At 69.3% G+C, this 17193-nt stretch carries 20 protein-coding genes; 7 read left to right on the top strand and 13 right to left on the bottom strand.

Going from position 1 to position 17193, the window contains the following annotated elements:
- Nucleotides 1-59 precede the first annotated feature (59 nt).
- On the bottom strand, nt 60-638 hold the full coding sequence (locus ACQPZW_RS23270; protein ID WP_433797040.1) for a GrpB family protein: 579 nt from the start codon (nt 636-638) through the stop codon (nt 60-62).
- A 205-nt stretch (nt 639-843) separates the two neighbouring features.
- Between ACQPZW_RS23270 and mraY the strand changes: the two genes are divergently transcribed.
- Nucleotides 844-1947 carry a phospho-N-acetylmuramoyl-pentapeptide-transferase gene (gene mraY / locus ACQPZW_RS23275; protein WP_433797041.1) on the top strand — a complete coding sequence of 368 codons (1104 nt, stop codon included), beginning with the start codon at nt 844-846 and terminating at the stop codon, nt 1945-1947.
- Between the two features lie 746 nt (nt 1948-2693).
- Here the strand turns inward: mraY and ACQPZW_RS23280 are convergent.
- Together ACQPZW_RS23280 and ACQPZW_RS23285 are read right to left on the bottom strand one after the other, a co-directional pair.
- Nucleotides 2694-3755, bottom strand: coding sequence for a hypothetical protein (locus ACQPZW_RS23280; protein WP_433797042.1), 1062 nt, complete (start codon nt 3753-3755; stop codon nt 2694-2696).
- On the bottom strand, nt 3752-4135 hold the full coding sequence (locus ACQPZW_RS23285) for a PadR family transcriptional regulator (protein WP_433797043.1): 384 nt from the start codon (nt 4133-4135) through the stop codon (nt 3752-3754). The genes ACQPZW_RS23280 and ACQPZW_RS23285 overlap by 4 nt, the downstream gene beginning before the upstream one ends.
- 978 nt (nt 4136-5113) lie before the next feature.
- Here ACQPZW_RS23285 and ACQPZW_RS23290 point away from each other — a divergent pair.
- Together ACQPZW_RS23290 and ACQPZW_RS23295 are read left to right on the top strand one after the other, a co-directional pair.
- Nucleotides 5114-6061 carry a tyrosine-type recombinase/integrase gene (locus ACQPZW_RS23290; RefSeq protein ID WP_433797044.1) on the top strand — a complete coding sequence of 316 codons (948 nt, stop codon included), beginning with the start codon at nt 5114-5116 and terminating at the stop codon, nt 6059-6061.
- 25 nt (nt 6062-6086) lie between these two features.
- Entirely contained in the window at nt 6087-6236 is a 150-nt protein-coding gene (locus tag ACQPZW_RS23295; RefSeq protein WP_433797045.1) for a hypothetical protein, read from the top strand.
- 83 nt (nt 6237-6319) lie between these two features.
- Here ACQPZW_RS23295 and ACQPZW_RS23300 read toward each other — a convergent pair whose 3' ends face one another.
- Nucleotides 6320-7087, bottom strand: a complete 768-nt coding sequence (locus ACQPZW_RS23300) for an SAM-dependent methyltransferase (RefSeq protein WP_433797046.1) — start codon at nt 7085-7087, stop codon at nt 6320-6322.
- A 153-nt stretch (nt 7088-7240) separates the two neighbouring features.
- Here ACQPZW_RS23300 and ACQPZW_RS23305 point away from each other — a divergent pair, with 153 nt between their 5' ends.
- Together ACQPZW_RS23305 and ACQPZW_RS23310 are read left to right on the top strand one after the other, a co-directional pair.
- Entirely contained in the window at nt 7241-8170 is a 930-nt protein-coding gene (locus ACQPZW_RS23305) for a hypothetical protein (protein WP_433797047.1), read from the top strand.
- Between the two features lie 55 nt (nt 8171-8225).
- Nucleotides 8226-9029, top strand: coding sequence for an aminoglycoside N(3)-acetyltransferase (locus tag ACQPZW_RS23310; protein ID WP_433797048.1), 804 nt, complete (start codon nt 8226-8228; stop codon nt 9027-9029).
- 74 nt (nt 9030-9103) lie between these two features.
- Here ACQPZW_RS23310 and ACQPZW_RS23315 read toward each other — a convergent pair whose 3' ends face one another.
- Both ACQPZW_RS23315 and ACQPZW_RS23320 read right to left on the bottom strand, forming a co-directional pair.
- Nucleotides 9104-9523, bottom strand: a complete 420-nt coding sequence (locus ACQPZW_RS23315; protein ID WP_433797049.1) for an organic hydroperoxide resistance protein — start codon at nt 9521-9523, stop codon at nt 9104-9106.
- Entirely contained in the window at nt 9520-9969 is a 450-nt protein-coding gene (locus ACQPZW_RS23320; RefSeq protein WP_433797050.1) for a MarR family winged helix-turn-helix transcriptional regulator, read from the bottom strand. Before ACQPZW_RS23320 ends, ACQPZW_RS23315 begins: the two co-directional genes overlap by 4 nt.
- Before the next feature lie 79 nt (nt 9970-10048).
- On the opposite strand from ACQPZW_RS23320, the gene ACQPZW_RS23325 reads away from it, so the two are divergent.
- Nucleotides 10049-10555, top strand: a complete 507-nt coding sequence (locus ACQPZW_RS23325; RefSeq protein WP_433797051.1) for a GNAT family N-acetyltransferase — start codon at nt 10049-10051, stop codon at nt 10553-10555.
- A 38-nt stretch (nt 10556-10593) separates the two neighbouring features.
- Here ACQPZW_RS23325 and ACQPZW_RS23330 read toward each other — a convergent pair whose 3' ends face one another.
- The 7 genes from ACQPZW_RS23330 to ACQPZW_RS23360 form a co-directional block, all read right to left on the bottom strand.
- Nucleotides 10594-11466: a sigma-70 family RNA polymerase sigma factor gene (locus ACQPZW_RS23330; protein ID WP_433797052.1), complete on the bottom strand. Its 873-nt coding sequence runs from the start codon at nt 11464-11466 to the stop codon at nt 10594-10596.
- A gap of 132 nt (nt 11467-11598) precedes the next feature.
- Nucleotides 11599-12270: a Clp protease N-terminal domain-containing protein gene (locus ACQPZW_RS23335; protein ID WP_433797053.1), complete on the bottom strand. Its 672-nt coding sequence runs from the start codon at nt 12268-12270 to the stop codon at nt 11599-11601.
- Nucleotides 12271-12308: 38 nt separating this feature from the next.
- A complete protein-coding gene (locus ACQPZW_RS23340) occupies nt 12309-12662 on the bottom strand; it encodes a DUF6204 family protein (RefSeq protein ID WP_433797054.1) in 354 nt (117 codons plus the stop codon).
- A gap of 22 nt (nt 12663-12684) precedes the next feature.
- The gene (locus ACQPZW_RS23345) at nt 12685-13506 is read right to left on the bottom strand and encodes a sugar nucleotide-binding protein (protein ID WP_433797055.1); all 822 of its coding nucleotides are present in this window, start codon (nt 13504-13506) and stop codon (nt 12685-12687) included.
- Nucleotides 13503-14195 (bottom strand): hypothetical protein, encoded by a 693-nt coding sequence (locus tag ACQPZW_RS23350; protein ID WP_433797056.1) that lies wholly within the window; start codon nt 14193-14195, stop codon nt 13503-13505. The genes ACQPZW_RS23345 and ACQPZW_RS23350 overlap by 4 nt, the downstream gene beginning before the upstream one ends.
- Nucleotides 14192-15058 (bottom strand): ATP-binding cassette domain-containing protein, encoded by an 867-nt coding sequence (locus tag ACQPZW_RS23355; RefSeq protein WP_433797057.1) that lies wholly within the window; start codon nt 15056-15058, stop codon nt 14192-14194. The genes ACQPZW_RS23350 and ACQPZW_RS23355 overlap by 4 nt, the downstream gene beginning before the upstream one ends.
- Complete coding sequence (locus ACQPZW_RS23360) at nt 15055-15423, bottom strand: GntR family transcriptional regulator (RefSeq protein WP_433797058.1); 369 nt, start codon at nt 15421-15423, stop codon at nt 15055-15057. The genes ACQPZW_RS23355 and ACQPZW_RS23360 overlap by 4 nt, the downstream gene beginning before the upstream one ends.
- Nucleotides 15424-15512: 89 nt before the next feature.
- On the opposite strand from ACQPZW_RS23360, the gene ACQPZW_RS23365 reads away from it, so the two are divergent.
- On the top strand, nt 15513-17102 hold the full coding sequence (locus ACQPZW_RS23365) for a methyl-accepting chemotaxis protein (RefSeq protein ID WP_433797059.1): 1590 nt from the start codon (nt 15513-15515) through the stop codon (nt 17100-17102).
- Nucleotides 17103-17193: the final 91 nt, after the last annotated feature.

Below are 17193 nucleotides of genomic sequence, written 5' to 3' on the forward strand. Positions count from 1 at the left end.
CGACCCCACCCACCCGCACTACCCCTGCAACCCCGAAACCAGGTAGCCCCAGCCCCACCTCACACCGACCAACCCGAAACCGCGGCCCACTCCTCAGCCACCACCGCCACCAGATCCACCACCGGATCCTTCACATCCGTATAAACACCCAAGTCCTGCGACACCGCCGCCGCCAACGCCACCTTGAACGCCCCATACGCCGGAACCGCCGCCGGATGCGCCCGAAACCAATCCCGAAACAACAACGCCAACCGCTCATTCGGCGACCCCACCAACCGGCAATGCAAATTCACCGGCTCCACCACACCCACACCCCGCAAACACCAGAACCGCTTCACCCACAACCCCGGCCCATCCCCACAACCAGCCGGCACATGGTCACCCTCATACGGCAACCGAACAAACCCCAACCCCGCCAACGGACCATCGAAAGCAGCCACCGCCACCTCCAGATCCACCACACTCACCTGCACATCGAAAACCGGCTTCGCCGCCATCCCCGGCACCGCCGTACTCCCGATGTGCTCCACCCGCACCGCCAACGGCCCCAAAGCCGCCCGCAAACGCTCCACCACCGCACGACCACGCTCCCGCCACCGACCATCAGCCGCAGCGACGAACGTCAAAGAATCAGACATCCCAAAACCCTAAAACCCCTCATCCCGTACGCCCCACCCGAACCCGGCCCACGCAAGAGGCCTCCCGACCGCCGACAACAGGGGAGTAGCAACAACCCGATCACCACCGGATGGCAGGATCGAGCCCCGTGACCGACGCCGCCGACCCACCCCACACCCACACCACCGGCCACCAGCGCCACCCCCACGAAACCCAGACCCGCCCGTGAGAGCCGTCATCGTCGCGACCGCCGTCGCCTTCGTCATCTCCCTGTTCGGCACACCGATCGCCATCCGCGTCTTCACCGCACTCAAAGCCGGACAACCCATCCGCTCCCTCGGCCTCGCCTCCAACGACGGCAAGAAAGGCACCCCCGCCATGGGCGGCGTCGTATTCATCGTCGCCACCCTCATCGCCTACATCGCCGGCCACCTCGCACTCACCACCCTGCCCGAACGACAAATCGCCCAAGAGAAACCGACCATGACGGCCCTCGTCCTGCTCGGCCTCCTCGTCTTCTGCGGCGCCGTCGGCTTCATCGACGACTTCCTCAAAGTCCGCAAACGCAACTCCGACGGCCTCTCCGCCAAAGGCAAACTCCTCGGCCAAGCCGTCATCGGCACCGGCTTCGGCATCGCCGCCCTCTACATGGCCAGCACCAACGGCCAAACCGTCGCCAGCGAGAACATCTCCTTCATCCGCGACATCAGCTGGCTCAACGTCGGCAAAGTCGGCTCCGTCATCGTCTTCGTCTTCGTCATCACCGCAATGTCCAACGGCGTCAACCTCACCGACGGCCTCGACGGACTCGCCACCGGCGCCTCCACCCTCGTACTCGGCGCCTACGCACTGATCGGATACTGGCAATACCGGCACTGGTGCGCCGACGACACCTACACCCGCACCAACGACTACTGCTACCAGGTCCGCGACCCCCTGGAAATCGCCATGATCGCCGCAGCCGCCGCCGGCGCCTGCGTCGGCTTCCTCTGGTGGAACACCTCCCCAGCCCGCATCTTCATGGGCGACGTCGGAGCACTCGGCCTCGGCGCCCTCATCGGCGGACTCGCCGTGGCCACCCGCACCACCCTGCTGTCGATCCTGATCGGCGGCCTCTTCTTCATCATCACCGTCACCTGGGTGATCCAGATCGTCTCCTTCCAGACCACCGGCAGACGCGTCTTCCGCATGGTGCCCCTGCACCACCACTTCGAGCTCGTCGGCTGGAGCGAAGTCAACATCGTCGTCCGCTTCTGGACCATTGCCGGCGTCTGCGTAGCGGCCGGCCTCGGCCTGTTCTACTCCGACTTCCTCGCCGCCACCGAATAGACCCGACACGACCCGACCTCACAGCGCCGCATCCGACCCCCGGCCGCCTGCACCCCGAACAGCCGACCTCAGGCCAGCGCAGCCCCGCCCGGCCGCGGGCTGGCCGCCACAGGATGCATGTCGTCGACCCGATTCACGACCCGCACGGCGAGCCCCCGACCCGACCCCTGATCACTCACCAGAGGTCTGGACCGGACCTGATCCTCGGGATCGTCACGATGCTCCGATCCGACCATCCGCCGATGCCGCCCGACACCAAGCCGTTGACCATCAACGCCATTGCCGACCACGGCCACCGACGGACCGCACCAAACCACGGCCGCAGCGGCCGGACATCCCCGCGGGCGATCGCCTCGACCCCCACCCGGGAGACCACCGCCCACGACGCGTTCCCGATGCTGCAACGCGACGACCCGGTCAACGACGCCGGTGAGGCGAGCCAGGATCTTCAACACGCTGCACACGGGGAGCACCGGTCCAGGACCCGCGCACCGGCGGATCTCACCGCCCGACCCCACAGTCCCGTTTCACACCGCGCGGCATGAAACAGGACCGGACGCCCTGATGACACGGCTCGACGCCTGGTCGTAGACGAACAGAGTCCGGCCCGGTCCACGCGCTGTGGGCGCCGACCGGGCCGGACGATCAGTTCATGGGTGAAACACGTCGCTACCGCCCCCGTGACGGCTCGACGTGATGACACCGGCGAGGTCGACCCCCGCGTAGCGCCCGATCCAGAGTCGTGACTATCCCGGCGTCGGCGTCTGGCCCACCACCACCTCCGACCGATGGCGGCCACCCATCACCGCCCAAGCCGCGACGCTCAGCCCGAAGCCCACAACAGTGAGCTGCACCAACGTCCACGGCGTGACGACAGACCAGTAGGGGCCGGCATTGACCGCGTCGTGCAGGACTCGCACGACACCACCCGACAGACTCACATCCCGCGCCGCGAGGATGTACAGGGCCGAGGCAGGCACGACAAGCGTCGCCATGGCCAGCCCGGACACGACCACCGCAGCCCACCGACGGACCACGGGCAACCGACGTATCCGGTGTGCACCGGCGGCGGCGATGAGCCAGCCCGCGAGAAACCCGAGCACACCACCGGCGATCACCGCAGGGAGAACCGCGCCGGTGTCCACCGGCGACAAGACCACCGAAACGGTCGCGGACCCGGGCGAGGCATACCCGCCGACCCGCACATGAAGCCCGTCGCGGACGCCGTCGAACGCGAACCCCCGCAGCGGCGTCTGAACACCGTCAGCCCCGGACCACGCCCCAGGCACCTCGTACACGGGGGTGACCCGCCACCCGTCGGCCGCCAACCGGTCCCGGCTGAGCTCGGGCGTCCATGCGGGCACGTCGACGACGCCGGACACGTTGGGAACAGCGCCCTTCCACGCCGAATCCGAACGGTCCAGCGAGAAACCCGAGCCCCCGGGAACCGCCAGCTCCGTCAGAGCGGCGACCCGGGCGTCGTCGGGCAGGTCCGGGAAGGACAGCCCGGCCGCCCGCGAACCGACGAACGCACCGAACCCACCCAGGATCACAGCGACCAGCACCGCACCGACCCACGCCAGCGGGCGACCCGCCGGCAGACGAAAACGCTGCCGCACCCCACTGACACACAGATGCCAGACGTCGCGCGCCGCCGGACGGGTCTGGCCCGGCTCCGCCATCTCCACCAACGTGGTGACCATCTCGGCGCCGTGCCGGCGACGGAAACGGCGCGGATAAGCCAGCAGCAGACGGCGATAGTGCCGCTCCAGCCGGGCCTCGCCGACCGGCCAGGCCGCCCCGGTCACGCAAGGCCACCGATCAGAGCACGGACCGCCGCATCGACACCGGTGAAGGACATCCCGGGAACGACACCCCCGGCGGAGCGCCGCCGTAGCCGCCCCTCGGCGGCCGCGGCGTTACGGCGCAGCCGGTCGACCTGCGTGGTGAGCGCCCCCGCACCGCTGTCACTGAGCCGGTAGTAGCGACGCAACCGGCCATCGACAGCCTCCTCCCGATCGACCTCGATCAGGCCCTGCTCGGCCAACCGGTCCAAGGCACCGTAGAGCGTCCCGGCCCGCAGTTTGACCTCGCCGTCGGAGATCTCAGCGACCGATTGAATGATCCCGTAGCCGTGCAGTGGTTGCGCCACCAGGGCGGTGAGGATCAAGAAGGTAGGTTCCTGCATGCCGCGACAGTAATGTACCCGGTATATAACGTCAAACGTACTATCCAGGCTTCGGAGCCGCCGCATGACCCCGCCCGCCGAGCAGCAAGGCGCGACGACGGATCAGCGGGCGCGAGCAGGGACGGACGCGGGGGAGAGGGACAAGGTCAAGAGGCACTCCAGGGCCCCGAACGGATGGCGATCCCGGCCGCCGCGCCCGCCTACAGAACGCCCCCGGCCCACCCGGCGTTCAGCTCGGTCAACCCCTCCGATTCGCAGCCACCGGCACCCCTCTCACAGGGGCGCCCTCGACAAAACAGGGGAGAGGCGGTCGCCCCCCGCAAGCTCGCGCTGCGTCGCGTCAAACAGATCAGACCGTGCGGCGCACCTTGCCGACTGCCGGACCAGACAAATCCGAGCGCTGAGCCGACGTCTGCCCAGTATGGCCACAAGCCCGGCGGCGCCATTCGACGCTTGTTCGCGTGCGCAGCGTTCCTAGATCCGGCTCCGGCCAGCCTTGAGGAAACACCGGGCCGGACCCGCTGCCCGCGACGATATTTCCCAGGTCGATAATGTATATTATGTCAACTCAGCTCCGGGAGGGGGTCCTGGCGGCCCTGCCCCACACTGGCCTGCGACGCCTACTTACGCCGATGCGGAGTGGTTGCACGGGCCTGCCGAACCCGTCGCCGACACCGCCTTGACGTGGGCGAACAGACAGTCGGTTGGCCGCGCACAAGAGACGGCGGCCCGCTTAACGGCATCGACCGGCGGGCGTAGACCCCGCCCGGGCCTGCCCCGGCGAGGTTGCCTTGCCTGCGAAAGCGCCTCCCCGCCCTGGGCGACGGCGAGGCCGGCGCTGGGCGGCGATCATGAGGTGTCCGGCGGCTGCGGACCTGACGGATCCGGGAATCGGACAACGGGCCTATGGTGGGTACGAGCGTTATGGATCACGCCTGGACCAGGACAAACGTCTCAAAGTCGTGCATAATATGCCTTATGCACGATATGTCAATCGCTGAGTTGATCGACGAGTTCCTGGCGGCGCGGGCCACCCGGAAACCCTCGGTGCACACGCTGTCGGCGTACCGCCGTGATCTGCATCTGGTGGCGCAGCTCGCCGAGCCCGCTCCGCTCACGGTGAGTGACCTCTCCCCTCGCGTCTTGCGGGGGGCTTTTGCGCGTTTCGCGGCGTCCCGCTCCCCCGCGAGTGTTTCTCGGGCCTGGTCGTCGTGGAATGCGTTCTTCACGTTCCTGGTCACGGAGCAGGTCATTCCGGGCAATCCGATGTCGGCGGTGGACAAGCCGCGGACGACGGCGCTGGTGCCGAAGCCGTTGAGGGGTGAGGACACGCCGGAGGTGTTGTTGCGGGCGGTGAGCACGGTGGATGACACGCAGCGTGATCCGTGGCCGGAGCGGGATGTGGTGGTGCTGGCGTTGGCGTTGTGTGCCGGTCTGCGGTTGTCGGAGATGTTGGCGTTGCGGGTGGGTGCGGTGAGTGGGCGGCCCGGTGAGCGGCGGGTGGAGGTGGCGGGTAAGGGTGGCCGGCCGCGGACGGTGCCGATCGAGTCGGGGTTGGATGCGGCGGTGGGGCGTTATCTGGACAGTCGGCGGGTGCGGTTCGGGCGGGTGGCGGCAACCGCTCCCCTGCTGGTGGATCGGCGTGGTGCGGCGTTGCAGCGGGGTGGTCTGCAGTATCTGGTGCGGTCGTGTTATCGGCGGGCGGGTGTCGGGGATCGGGTGCCGCGGGGTGCGCAGTTGCATGCGTTGCGGCATACGTTTGCGACGCGGTTGGCGGAGGACGGGGCGAACGCGTCGGAGATCATGCGGTTGTTGGGGCATGCGTCGTTGGCGACGTCGCAGTCGTATATCGAGGTGACGGCGGAGCAGCAGCGGGCGGCGGTTCAGGCTAATCGGACTAATCGGGTGTTGAGTGAGCTGGGGTGATGGAGGGTCTGCCAGAATCCCGGGTATGAGCGAGGAGAAGTTCAGTCGGCGGTCGCTGTTCGGGCGGGTGCTGCTGGTGGCCGGGGGTGTGGCGACGTTGACGACGTTGACCGGGTGCCCTGGTGGCGAGCAGGACGACGATGATGATGACGATGGTGGGGACGACGACGATTGAGTGCGTTCTCGGGTTCGGATGACGGCCACTCCCCTGTGTGGGGTGTGGCCGTCGTCGTCGAGCCGGTGGTGTGAAGGCTCTCGTCAGGTGCGTCGGGCGATGACGCGGGTGAAGCCGAGGTGTCGGCCGGTGTCGGCTCGCAGCATCGCGACTTCGCGGGGGGCGAGTCGTTGGGCGGCTTCGTTGTCGGTGGTGTCCAGGACGGCTTCGCTCCAGTCGAGCCAGTCGCGCCACCCGTCCTGCAGGAAGTCGGCGCGCACGTTGTCCACTACGCCGCTGCGGTTCCACAACTGTTGCCACCAGGCGGGTGAGTGGAAGGCCCAGAAGTCCGGTTCCCAGTGTGGTTCTAGGTGTGGTGGTAGTGCGTCGTCGAGTTCGGTGGTGAGTCCTGGTACGGCGATGCCGATGTGGCCGCCGGGGGTCAGGAAGCGGCTCAGGTAGGGCAGGTAGAGGGCGTCGGTGCCGAAGTAGTGGTAGGCGTCGACGCTGATGATGGCGTCGAAGTAGCCCTCGGCGAATGGTAGGTCGTGTGCTTCGGCCAGTAGCGGTGTGACGAGGTCGGCCTGGCCGGCGGCGTTGATTCTGTGCCAGTTGTCGGTGGGTGTGATCCACAGGTCGGCGGCGACGACCTGGACGTCGAATTCCTTGGCCAGGAAGATCGAGGTGAGGGCTCTGCCGCATCCGAGGTCGAGGACGCGGGCGCCGGGGGTCAGCTCGAGGCCGGAGCAGAGCCATTCGAGTAGCCAGAGGGCGTTGGGGCCCATCCAGTTGTCGGCCATCCACTGGGGGTCGTAGCCGGCGCTTCTGGGGAAGCGTGCCCGGTGTAGCCGCTGCCTGAGGTCTTCGGTCATGGCGGCAGGATGGCAGTTGCGGGTCGGGTGCGTCGATTGATTTGGCGGGCTGGCGGGTGACTTTGGTATGGCGGTGGGTTCGATACCGATGGACCGGTTTCGTCGACTTCGGTAGCTGGTGGGCGGGGGTGGTGTCCCGGCAGGGTGGTCGGCATGCGAGTGGTGGCGTTGTGGGTGCTGGCGACGTGGTGTGCCGAGTGTGTGTGGGGTGGGTTCACGGTCGTCGACTATCCGTTGGTGCTGCTGTTTCTGGGGCCGCTGTATGGGAGCGTCGCGGTGCTGATCCGGGAGGTGGCGCGGCGGCGTGGTGGTGGGTGGCCGGTGATGGTGTTGCTGGCGGCGGCGTTCGGGTTGGTGCAGGCGGGTCTGGTGGATCAGAGCCTGTTCGATCGGTCGGCTCTGGCGGGTACGCAGTTCGCGGAGTGGAACCGTGCGGCGCAGGCGACGTGGGTGCCGTGGTGGGGGTTGAGTGCCGAGCAGTTGTTCGAGTTCGTGCGTAACCATGTGTGGCTGAGTGTGTGTGCGCCGATCGCGGTGGTGGAGGCGTGTGCGGCGCCGGCGGTGCGGCGGGTGCCGTGGTTGTCGCGGCGGGGTGTGGTGGGGCTGGTGGGGTTGTATCTGCTGGCGAGTCTGGTGAATTGGTCGGATTCGGGGCGGGTGGTGTCGGCGTTGCAGGTGGCTGGGGTCGTGGTGGTGGCGGGGGGCCTGGTGGCGGTGGCGTGGTGGGCTGCTCCCCCGGTGCGGGCGGTCGGTGCGTCGCCGGTGGGTGCGCTGGTTCTCGGTGTGTCGGTGTTGGTGGTGGATGTGGGGGCGTGGTTCTTCGGGTCGGGTTGGTGGGGTCTGGGGCTGCGGGTGGTGGCGTTGTCGGTGGTGGTGTTGGCGGTGCGGTGGGCGCGGTCGCAGCGGCAGGTGCTGGCGGTGTGGGGTGCGGGGTTGGTGTCGGCGGCTGTGGCGGCGTTTCTGTCTCCGCCGTATGCGGTGGCGGCGCCGTGGTTGATGGTGGTCAGTGACGTGTTCGGGGCGGTGCTGGTGGGTGGGTTGCTGGTGGTGGCGTGGCGGCGGTCCGAGTGTGTGGCTGTGTGAGGGGTGTGGTGCTAATGGGGGCGACAGGGGGTGGGGGCGCCGGGATACTTGCGCGGTGAATCAGGAGAGTGCCGGGCAGGGTATGCCGCATACGGTCGGTTCGTTGGTGGTTGATCTGCGGCGGCTGGGTTTGGCGGCCGGTGATGTGGTGCTGGTGCATTCGGCGTTGCGGTCGGTCGGGTTCGTGGCGGGGCATGTGCAGGCGGTGGTGCATGCGTTGTTGGAGGTGTTGGGGCCGGCGGGGACGTTGGTGGTGCCGACGCACACGAATTACAACTCGGATCCGGCGGGGTGGAGTAATCCGCCGGTGCCGGAGTCGTGGTGGCCGGTGATCCGGGGTGAGAATCCGGGGTTTGATCGGGTGTTGTCGCCGAGCCGGTGGGTGGGTGTGCTGCCGGAGGTGGTGCGTTCGTGGCCGGGGGCGGTGCGCAGTGGTCATCCGCAGGTGTCGTTCGCGGCGGTGGGTGCGCGGGCGGCGGAGGTGGTGGCGCGGCATCCGGTGGAGGACGAGTTGGGTGACGGGTCGCCGTTGGGTGTGGTGTACCGGTTGGACGGCAAGGTGTTGTTGATCGGGTGTGGGCATGCGAACAACACGTCGATGCATCTGTCGGAGACGCGGCAGGTGCGGCCGAGGATGGATGCCAACGGTGCGGCGGTGCGGGATCCGGATGGTGCGGTGCGGTGGGTGACGTGGTCGGCGCCGGCGAGTGACTCGTCGGATTTCGGGGAGATCGGTGCGGCGTTCGATGTTGTGGGGCCGGTGTCGGTGGGTTTGGTGGGTGGGGCGACGTCGCGGTTGATGTCGCAGCGTGCGGTGGTGGATTTCGCGACGGGGTGGATGCGTGAGCATCGGGGTTGAGGTGGTGGCCGGGTGTGGACGGCATTGTGCCGGGCCGCGCGTGGTGGCGTGGCCCGGCACGGGTGCGGGGTGGGTCAGGCGACGGTGAGTTGGACCTCGACGTTGCCGCGGGTGGCGTTGGAGTAGGGGCACAGCTGGTGGGCGGCGTCGAGGACGGCTTTGGCGGTGGTCTCGTCGAGGCCGGGGAGTTCGGCTTCGATGGTGACGGAGAGGCCGAAGCCGCCGGTGGGCAGGGGGCCGATGCCGACGTCGACGGTGATGGCGGTGTCGGTGAGGGTGATCTTCTGGCTGCTGGCGACGCGCTTGAGGGCGCTGTGGAAGCAGGCGGCGTAGCCGGCGGCGAAGAGTTGTTCGGGGTTGGTGTGGGCGCCGCCGGCGCCGCCGAGCTCCTTGGGGACGGCGAGGTCGAGGTCGAGGACGCCGTCGCTGGAGCGGACGTGGCCGTTGCGGCCGTCGCCGGTGGCGGTGGCGGAGGCGGTGTAGAGGGTGCTCATGCGGGGGTTCCTCCGGGAGGGGTGGGTGCTGTGCCGTTGGCGCGGTGCAGCAGGGTGTGTAGTTGGTGGAGCTCGTCGTTGGTGAGGCCGGTGGCGCAGGCGAGGGCGTGGCTGAGGTCGCCGATGTCGGTCTGCAGGCGGGTGCCGGTCTCGGTGGGGTGGATGCAGACGGTGCGTTCGTCGTGGGTGCCGCGTTCGCGGCGGATGTGGCCCTGGTTCTCGAGTCGTTTGAGGAGGGGGCTGAGGGTGCCGGAGTCGAGTCGTAGGGTGCGGCCGAGGTCACGCACGGTGGTGGGGCCGTCGTGCCAGAGGATGCGCATGACGAGGTATTGGGGGTAGGTGAGGCCGTGGGGGTCGAGGTGTGGCCGGTAGAGCGAGGTCATCGCCCGGCTGGCCGCATAGAGCTGGAAGCAGATCATCCGGTCGAGGGCGGTGCTCTCTCGCATGCCGGGAACAGTAGTACGCAATTCAATTGCGCACAACTGATTGGTGCCGCAGGTCACCACGTTGTGTGATCATGCGGCCATGGCGTCCATCCGCTTCCTGAAGCTCTCCCCCACCGCCCTGGCCGCGCTGCTCGCCGGAGACCTCGACGCCGCGAGCGCTGCCGCGGGGCATCCGCTGAGCCCGTTTCTCATCGAGGAGAACTGGCTGTGGGAGATCCGGCTCGACGACATCCGCCGCAACCCGCAGGCCGCCGACTGGATCGCGAGGGCGGTGATAGCCGAACCCGAGGGCGTGGTCGTCGGCCACGGGGGCTTCCACGGGCCACCGGACGCCGACGGGGTGGTCGAGGTCGCGTACACGGTGGCGCCGGAGTACCGGCTGCGCGGCTATGCCACGGCGATGCTGGCCGCGCTGCTGGCCCGTGCCGACGCCGACGCGCGGGTCACCGCCGTGCGCGCGAGCATCAGGCCGGACAACATCGGCAGCAGGAAGGTGATCGCCGGGTTCGGGTTCCGCAAGATCGGTGAGCAGTGGGATCCGGAGGACGGACTGGAGGACGTCTACCTGCGTACCTCCAAAGCCTGAGAAGCCCGGCGGGGCCGCCTCTGCGGCGGCCCCGTCCGTCAGGCGGCAGCGGCGAGGCGCTGCCCGTGCACATCGGTGACCGACAGGCGGGTGCTCATCGTGGAGCGTGCGGCGATCTGTGCGGCATAGGCCGCCCGGCGGCGGGCCACGCAGCCGTCCTTGGCGGTCGGTGACTTCTTCTGCTCCATGTGGGTGTTGAGGCCATCGCGCAGCAGTGCCAGCGCCTCGGTACGCAGCTGCGACACCCGTGACTCGGTGACGCCCAGCGAGGTGGCGACCTCCGACAGCGGCCGCTCCTGCAGGAACGACGCCTCCACCACGTAGCGCAGCCGCTCGGGCAGCACCCCGACCGCGTCGTGCAGGTAGCCCAGGCGCTCGCGGTGCAGCAGCATCTCCTCGGGGTTCATGGAGTTCTCGGTGACCATGTCGTCGGCGGTGCCGGCCGCGAACCCCTGCAGCGACAGCACGGCGGCCCGCTGCACGTCGTCGTCGACGCTGGACAGCTCACCGACGGCGACACCGAGCAGCTCGGCCAGCTCCTCCGGGGTCGGGGTGCGGCCCAGGCGGCGGGTCAGCTCCTCGCGGGCCACGTCGGCGCGCCGGGCACGGGCCCGCACCGAGCGGCTGGCCCAGTCCATGCTGCGCAGCTCATCGAGCAGGGCGCCGCGGACCCGGACGGCCGCGAACCGGCCGAACGGGATGCCGCGCTGCGGATCGTAGGCTTGGGCGGCCGTCACGAGGGCGGCGTAGCCGGCCGACGCGAGGTCGTCGCGGTGCACGTGCGGCGGCACCTTGAACAGCATCTCGCGGACCATGTGACCGACCAGCGCCATGTTGTCGCGGATGAGCTCCTCCTGAGCCCGGTCGACAACGATGGGGCTGGCGGCCCGAGGCTGGACGGTAGCGGTCATTTCGATTCCCCCTGTGTCGGCTGACCGGCTGGCAGGGGGAACTTTTCGCGGCTACGGGTGCAACCGATGGGCACTCTCGGTTGCCGCTTGGTTGCACCGGGAGATTTTCCTCAAGTGCGGCGGTGAGGGGGCCTACTCCTGGGGGCCGCTCAGCACGGTCTGCTCGACGGCGGCCGGGTCCAGGTCGAGCGGCGCGGTGGCCGGCTGCTGTTCCTGCAGCAGGGCCAGCAGCACGTGGCCGGTGCCGACCCGCTCGTGGCCCAGGCGCAGCGCCTCGCGGAAGGAGAGCTCCAGGGCTTTGCGGGCGCGGGCGTCGAACGGGATCAGCGGCGCGGGCTCGGTGTCGCCCGGTGTCGCGGTGACCGCCGTGCGGACCTGATCGAGCGTGCGGCCCTGAGCCTGCACCGCCCGCACGGCCAGGCTGTCGGCCTGATCGAGCAGGCCCAGCACCAGGTGGCCGGGGGTGATCTCGGGGTGGCGCAGGCGGGCGGCGTGTGCCATCGAGGCGACCACGGCGGCGCGGGCGGCGTCGGAGTAGCGGCTGAAGCCCTGCGAGACGTCGTCTTTGGCGCCGGGGACGAACCGTTTCTGGGCGGCCTGTTTGCTGACGCCCATGCTGCGGCCGATGTCGGTCCACGAGGCGCCGGAGCGGCGGGCCTGGTCGACGAAGTGGCCGACCAGGTGGTCGGAGAGCTCACCGAGGTGCTCGGCGAGCGCGACCGCGCCGCCGACGCGGTCGAGGGGGCTGTCGGGGTGGCCGGCGGTGACGGCGTGGATGAGGTCGTCGAGACGTACCGAAGTCATGCCGTCAACTCTAGGTTGACGACATGACGATCGTCAACTCAGAGTTGACGCTTGCGGCCGGCTTTGCCCATCGGGACCTCCGACAGGTCCACCGTCTGCGAGGTGATGCGCTTGAACCCGTACCCCCGCGCGGTCATCCACGCCGCGGCCTTGGCCTCGCAGCGTGCCGTCACCTTCGCCACCTCCCGCTCGTCGTCGACCTGCTCGCCGAAGCGGAAGGTGAAGAACGGCCGCGCCGCCAGGTCGTAGGTCAGGTGCCCGTCCTCGGTGTACTGCACCGCCAGGATGTCGGCGTGGTCGCCACCGGCGGCCATCAGCTGCGCCTTCTGCGCGTCGGACAGGTTGTCGAAGGCCCCGCGAACGGTGACGCGGATCGTACGGCTCGTGCTCATCGCGCCAGTATCGGCGCCCACCTCACCCGGGGCGAACGAATTCCGTGGCCCCACGCAGCCGCGTCGCCAGCAGCTCGCGTGCCCGCGTGGTCACCAGCCGCAGGTCCGGCGGCCGGCTCAGGCCCGACTGTGCGAGGCTCGCCGCCGGGATCGCCGCAGGATCCAGGCCGTCGCGGCGGGCCACCAGCACCCCCAGCTCGTAGCGGCTGATCGCGTCGGCGCCGGCCACGTTGAGCACCCCGGCGTAGTCACCGGCCGCCAGCTCCAGCAGCGCGTCGGCCAGGTCGTCGACGTGCACCGGCTTGCGGACCTCGTCGGTGAACAGCGCACCGCGCACCCGGCCGGCGATCAGGTCGTGGGTCAGGACCTCGTGCGCGCCGCGCCCGTCACCCATGATCAGCGAGGTACGCACGACCGCCGCCGCCGGGTCGACCGCCCGCACCGCGGTCTCGGCCGCCGCCTTGGCCGCTCCGTAGGCATACACCGGATCGGGCAGCGCGTCCTCGTCGTACTCCCCCAGCCGCCCGGAGAACACCGCGTCACTGGACACGTGCACCAGACGGATCCCGGCCGCCGCGACCGCCACGTGCGCCGCCCCGTCCGCCGTGGCCGGCCAGTCGCCACGATCGCGGCCGGCCGCCGCGTGCACGATCGCATCCGGCGCCACCTGCGTGATCACCCGCCGCACGTCGGCCGGGTCGCGGATGTCCAGGCGCACCGTGGCCGTGGCCGCCGGCGCCGACAGGTAGGTGCCCACCGCCTGCCAGCCGGCCGCGGCCGCCCGGGCCACCACCCGGCGGCCCAGCGACCCTGTCGCACCGGTGACGAGCAGACGTCCGATCATGCCGGAACCCTAGTACGCAAAGACACGTCACGGACGCTGAGCCACAGCAGCGCCCACCCCACGACCAGCGCCGTCACCGTCACCACCGCCATCACCGGCGGGCCGGGTGCGGCGAACCGCGCGAACGGCAGACTGAAGAACCCGGTCGACGCGCCGCCGAAACCGAGCACGGCCGCCGCCGGCAGCAGCGCCGCCACCCCGGCACCCTCCCAGCGGTAGAACGCCGTCCCCACGAACGCGCCGGTGATCAGACAGAACACCAGCATGCACAGGTACGCCACGAAGATCTGCGGGTAGTCGCCGGCCTCGAAGACCCGCTGATCCTGCAGATGACGCGTCCACCCGGCCAACCGGTACACCACCGCCTCGGCCGCATACGCCCCGGTGATCAACGCCGCCAGCACTGCCGAGGTCACCAGCAGGAACACCGGATACTGCACCGCGAACTCCCGACGCGTACGCCCGTGCGACACCACCGTGGCCAGCAGCCCCGCCGCACTGTAGCCGTAGCCCACGGCCAGCCAGAACAGCACCTGAGCACCGATGTCCACCGCCGACAACGTGATCGGCGTGAACACCAGGAACACCGGTGTCACCACCGCGGCCAGCAGACAGCCACCGGCCACGAACATCGTCAGGAACACCAGGTGCTGCGACACCAGGTAACGCAGGATCGGCCAGCGGCTCACGCGGCACCTCCGGTCAGGTGGATGAACAGGTCCTGCAACGCCACCGGGCCCACCTGCAGCTCGTGACGGCGCGCCAGCGCCCGCTGCTGCTCGTCGAGACGGCCGAACACGGTGACCTGCTTGGTCGGGCCCAGCTCCCGCTCGCCCAGCACGGTCAGCCCGGACACGAAATCGTCGACCACCCGCGCCGGGCCGGTCACCGCGACGCCCTGCGACCGCAACTCGTCGACGTCGGCGCGCAGCAGCAGCCGGCCCTCGTGCAGGATCAGAACCTCCTCGAACAGCGGGCTCTGCTCCTCGATCAGATGCGTCGACAGGATCACCGTGCGCGGATGGCGCGCGTAGTCGGCCAGCAGCTCGTCGTGGAACAACTGCCGGCTCGGCGCGTCCATGCCCAGGTGCGCCTCGTCGAACATGGTCAGATCGGCCCGCGACGCCAGGCCCACCACGATCCCGAACGCCGAGCGCTGACCCCGCGACAGGGCACGCAGCGTGCGTTTACGGGGCAGGGCGAACCGGTCCATCAGCGACGCGGCGTACGCGGTGTCGAACCCGGGCCGCAGGATCGCCACCATCGCCAGGATGTCGCGCACCGTGTCGGTGCCGTCGCCCGGGCCGCCGTCGTCGCGGATCAGGCAGATCCGGGTGGTGGCCCGCGCGTTGTCGAACACCGGCGTGCCGTCGACGGTGACGGCACCGGCCGACGGCTTACGCAGACCGGCCAGCGTGGACAGCAGAGTGGTCTTGCCGGCGCCGTTGCGGCCCAGCAGACCGTAGATCCGCCCGGCCGGCAGATCCAGATCGAGGGGATGCAGAGCCGTGACGTCGCCGTACCGGACCTGCAGGGCACTGGTGGTGATCATCGGTTGTCTCCCGGGATGAGCTGCTGCAGGCGGGCCACCACGTCGGCGACCGGGATGCCCAGGGCGCGGGCCTCGGCGGCCATCGGCTCGAGCACGTCGGTGAAGAACCGCTCGCGCCGGTCGCGGCGGATCTGCTCCCGCGCGCCGGCGTGCACGAACATGCCGACACCACGGCGCTTGTAGATGACGCCCTCGTCGACGAGCTGCTGGAAGGCCTTGGCCGCGGTGGCCGGGTTGATGCGGTAGTAGGCGGCGTACTGATTGGTCGACATCACCTGGGCGTCGGCGCCGAGCACCCCGCGCAGCACGTCGTCCTTGATCTGATCGGCGATCTGCCGGTAGATCGGGCTCCGGTCATCGAACATCCCCCACTCCTCTGGTTCATTACTTCACTAATGAACCGTAGAGCATGGGGACGGTTAAGGTCCAGCGCCGAACGTGCCGAAAGAGAGGTATGAACAACTTGACCATCGGAAGGCGGCTCGGGGCCGGGTTCCTCGTCGTCGTGCTGGCCATGGTCGCGCTGGTGGTGACCGGCGTCGTCCAGGTGAACCGGATCAACAACGAGCTCACCGTCATCAACGACCAGAACGCCGTCGTACAGCGCTACGCCATCAACTTCCGCGGCAGCGTCCACGACCGTGCCATCTCCCTGCGCGACCTGGTCTACGCCACCACACCCCAGGGCGTCCTCGACGCCAAGAACGACATCGCCGAGCTCGCCGCCAAATACACCGAGTCCGAGACCAAGATGATCAAGATCTTCGGTGACGACAGCCTGGTCAGCGACAAGGAGAAGGCCGCCTTCGACGGCATCAACGACATCCAGGCGCAGACCAACCCGATGGTCGACGAGGTCACCGCCCTGCGCGAAGCCGGCAAGACGGCCCAGGCCATCACCCTGCTCGGCGACGCCAAGCCCCTGTTCACCAAATGGCTGGCCGCCATCAACGTGCTCATCGACCTCGAAGAGCAGATGAACCAGGCCGAGACCGCCACCGCCCGCGACATCGCCGACAACTTCAAGATCCTGATGATCGTGCTGCTGGCCGCCGCCGTCGCGATCGCCGCCGCCATCGCCTGGTGGGTCACCCGCAGCATCACCCGGCCGCTGGGCGAAGCCGTCGACGTGCTCGCCGCCGTCGCCGACGGCGACCTCACCCGGCGCCTCGACGTGCAGTCGCACGACGAGGTCGGACAGATGAGCACCTCGATGAACGCCGCCCTGAGCTCCATCAGCACCGCCATGAGCGGCATCGCCGCCGGCGCCGACACCCTCACCGCCGCCAGTGAGCGGATGGGCCGGCTGTCCGCCCAGCTCGCCGACGGCGCCAAGCAGTCCTCCACCCAGGCCGACGTGGTCGCCGCCTCCGCCGACGAGGTGTCGCGCAACGTGCACACCGTCGCCGCCGGCAGCGAGCAGATGGGCGCCTCCATCCGGGAGATCTCCACCAGCGCCGCCGAGGCCGCCACCGTCGCGTCCCGGGCCGTCGCCGCCGTCCAGACCACCACCACCAGCGTGTCGCGCCTCGGCGACTCCAGCCGCGAGATCGGCGACGTCGTCAAGACGATCACCAGTATCGCCGAGCAGACCAACCTGCTCGCCCTCAACGCCACCATCGAAGCCGCCCGCGCCGGTGAGATGGGCAAAGGCTTCGCCGTCGTCGCCGGAGAGGTCAAGGACCTCGCCCAGGAGACCGCCCGCGCCACCGAGGACATCGCCCGGCGCGTGCAGACCATCCAGGCCGACACCGCCGGCGCGATCCAGGCCATCAGCGAGGTCGCCGAGGTCATCGAACAGATCAACAACTATCAGATGACCATCGCCTCGGCCGTGGAGGAACAGACCGCCACCACCCAGGAGATCAACCGCAGCGTCGGCGAGGCCGCCAGCGGCTCCAGCGCCATCGCCGCCAACATCGGCGCCGTCGCGTCGGTCGCCCGCACCACCACCGACCTGGTCCACCAGTCCGAACGCGCCGCCGGAGAACTCGGGCAGGTCACCGGCGAGCTCAAGGCCCTGGTGTCGCGGTTCCGGTTCTGAGACCTTCCAGGGGGTACGGCCACGCCTGGTCCCGTGACGATCCCCGCGAGGCAGGCGGTCCGTCACGGGACCAGACGCGACCGCCGGGGCG

This window comes from Actinoplanes sp. CA-252034 (genome assembly GCF_050956125.1).
Lineage (GTDB): Bacteria > Actinomycetota > Actinomycetes > Mycobacteriales > Micromonosporaceae > Actinoplanes.

Coding starts and splice junctions, on each gene's coding strand:
- ACQPZW_RS23270 (WP_433797040.1), bottom strand. CDS start 638: ATGTCTGATTCTTTGACGTTCGTCGCTGCGGCTGATGGTCGGTGGCGG.
- ACQPZW_RS23285 (WP_433797043.1), bottom strand. CDS start 4,135: ATGCAGGAACCTACCTTCTTGATCCTCACCGCCCTGGTGGCGCAACCA.
- ACQPZW_RS23290 (WP_433797044.1), top strand. CDS start 5,114: ATGCACGATATGTCAATCGCTGAGTTGATCGACGAGTTCCTGGCGGCG.
- ACQPZW_RS23295 (WP_433797045.1), top strand. CDS start 6,087: ATGAGCGAGGAGAAGTTCAGTCGGCGGTCGCTGTTCGGGCGGGTGCTG.
- ACQPZW_RS23300 (WP_433797046.1), bottom strand. CDS start 7,087: ATGACCGAAGACCTCAGGCAGCGGCTACACCGGGCACGCTTCCCCAGA.
- ACQPZW_RS23305 (WP_433797047.1), top strand. CDS start 7,241: ATGCGAGTGGTGGCGTTGTGGGTGCTGGCGACGTGGTGTGCCGAGTGT.
- ACQPZW_RS23315 (WP_433797049.1), bottom strand. CDS start 9,523: ATGAGCACCCTCTACACCGCCTCCGCCACCGCCACCGGCGACGGCCGC.
- ACQPZW_RS23320 (WP_433797050.1), bottom strand. CDS start 9,969: ATGCGAGAGAGCACCGCCCTCGACCGGATGATCTGCTTCCAGCTCTAT.
- ACQPZW_RS23325 (WP_433797051.1), top strand. CDS start 10,049: ATGGCGTCCATCCGCTTCCTGAAGCTCTCCCCCACCGCCCTGGCCGCG.
- ACQPZW_RS23330 (WP_433797052.1), bottom strand. CDS start 11,466: ATGACCGCTACCGTCCAGCCTCGGGCCGCCAGCCCCATCGTTGTCGAC.
- ACQPZW_RS23335 (WP_433797053.1), bottom strand. CDS start 12,270: ATGACTTCGGTACGTCTCGACGACCTCATCCACGCCGTCACCGCCGGC.
- ACQPZW_RS23340 (WP_433797054.1), bottom strand. CDS start 12,662: ATGAGCACGAGCCGTACGATCCGCGTCACCGTTCGCGGGGCCTTCGAC.
- ACQPZW_RS23345 (WP_433797055.1), bottom strand. CDS start 13,506: ATGATCGGACGTCTGCTCGTCACCGGTGCGACAGGGTCGCTGGGCCGC.
- ACQPZW_RS23355 (WP_433797057.1), bottom strand. CDS start 15,058: ATGATCACCACCAGTGCCCTGCAGGTCCGGTACGGCGACGTCACGGCT.
- ACQPZW_RS23360 (WP_433797058.1), bottom strand. CDS start 15,423: ATGTTCGATGACCGGAGCCCGATCTACCGGCAGATCGCCGATCAGATC.
- ACQPZW_RS23365 (WP_433797059.1), top strand. CDS start 15,513: ATGAACAACTTGACCATCGGAAGGCGGCTCGGGGCCGGGTTCCTCGTC.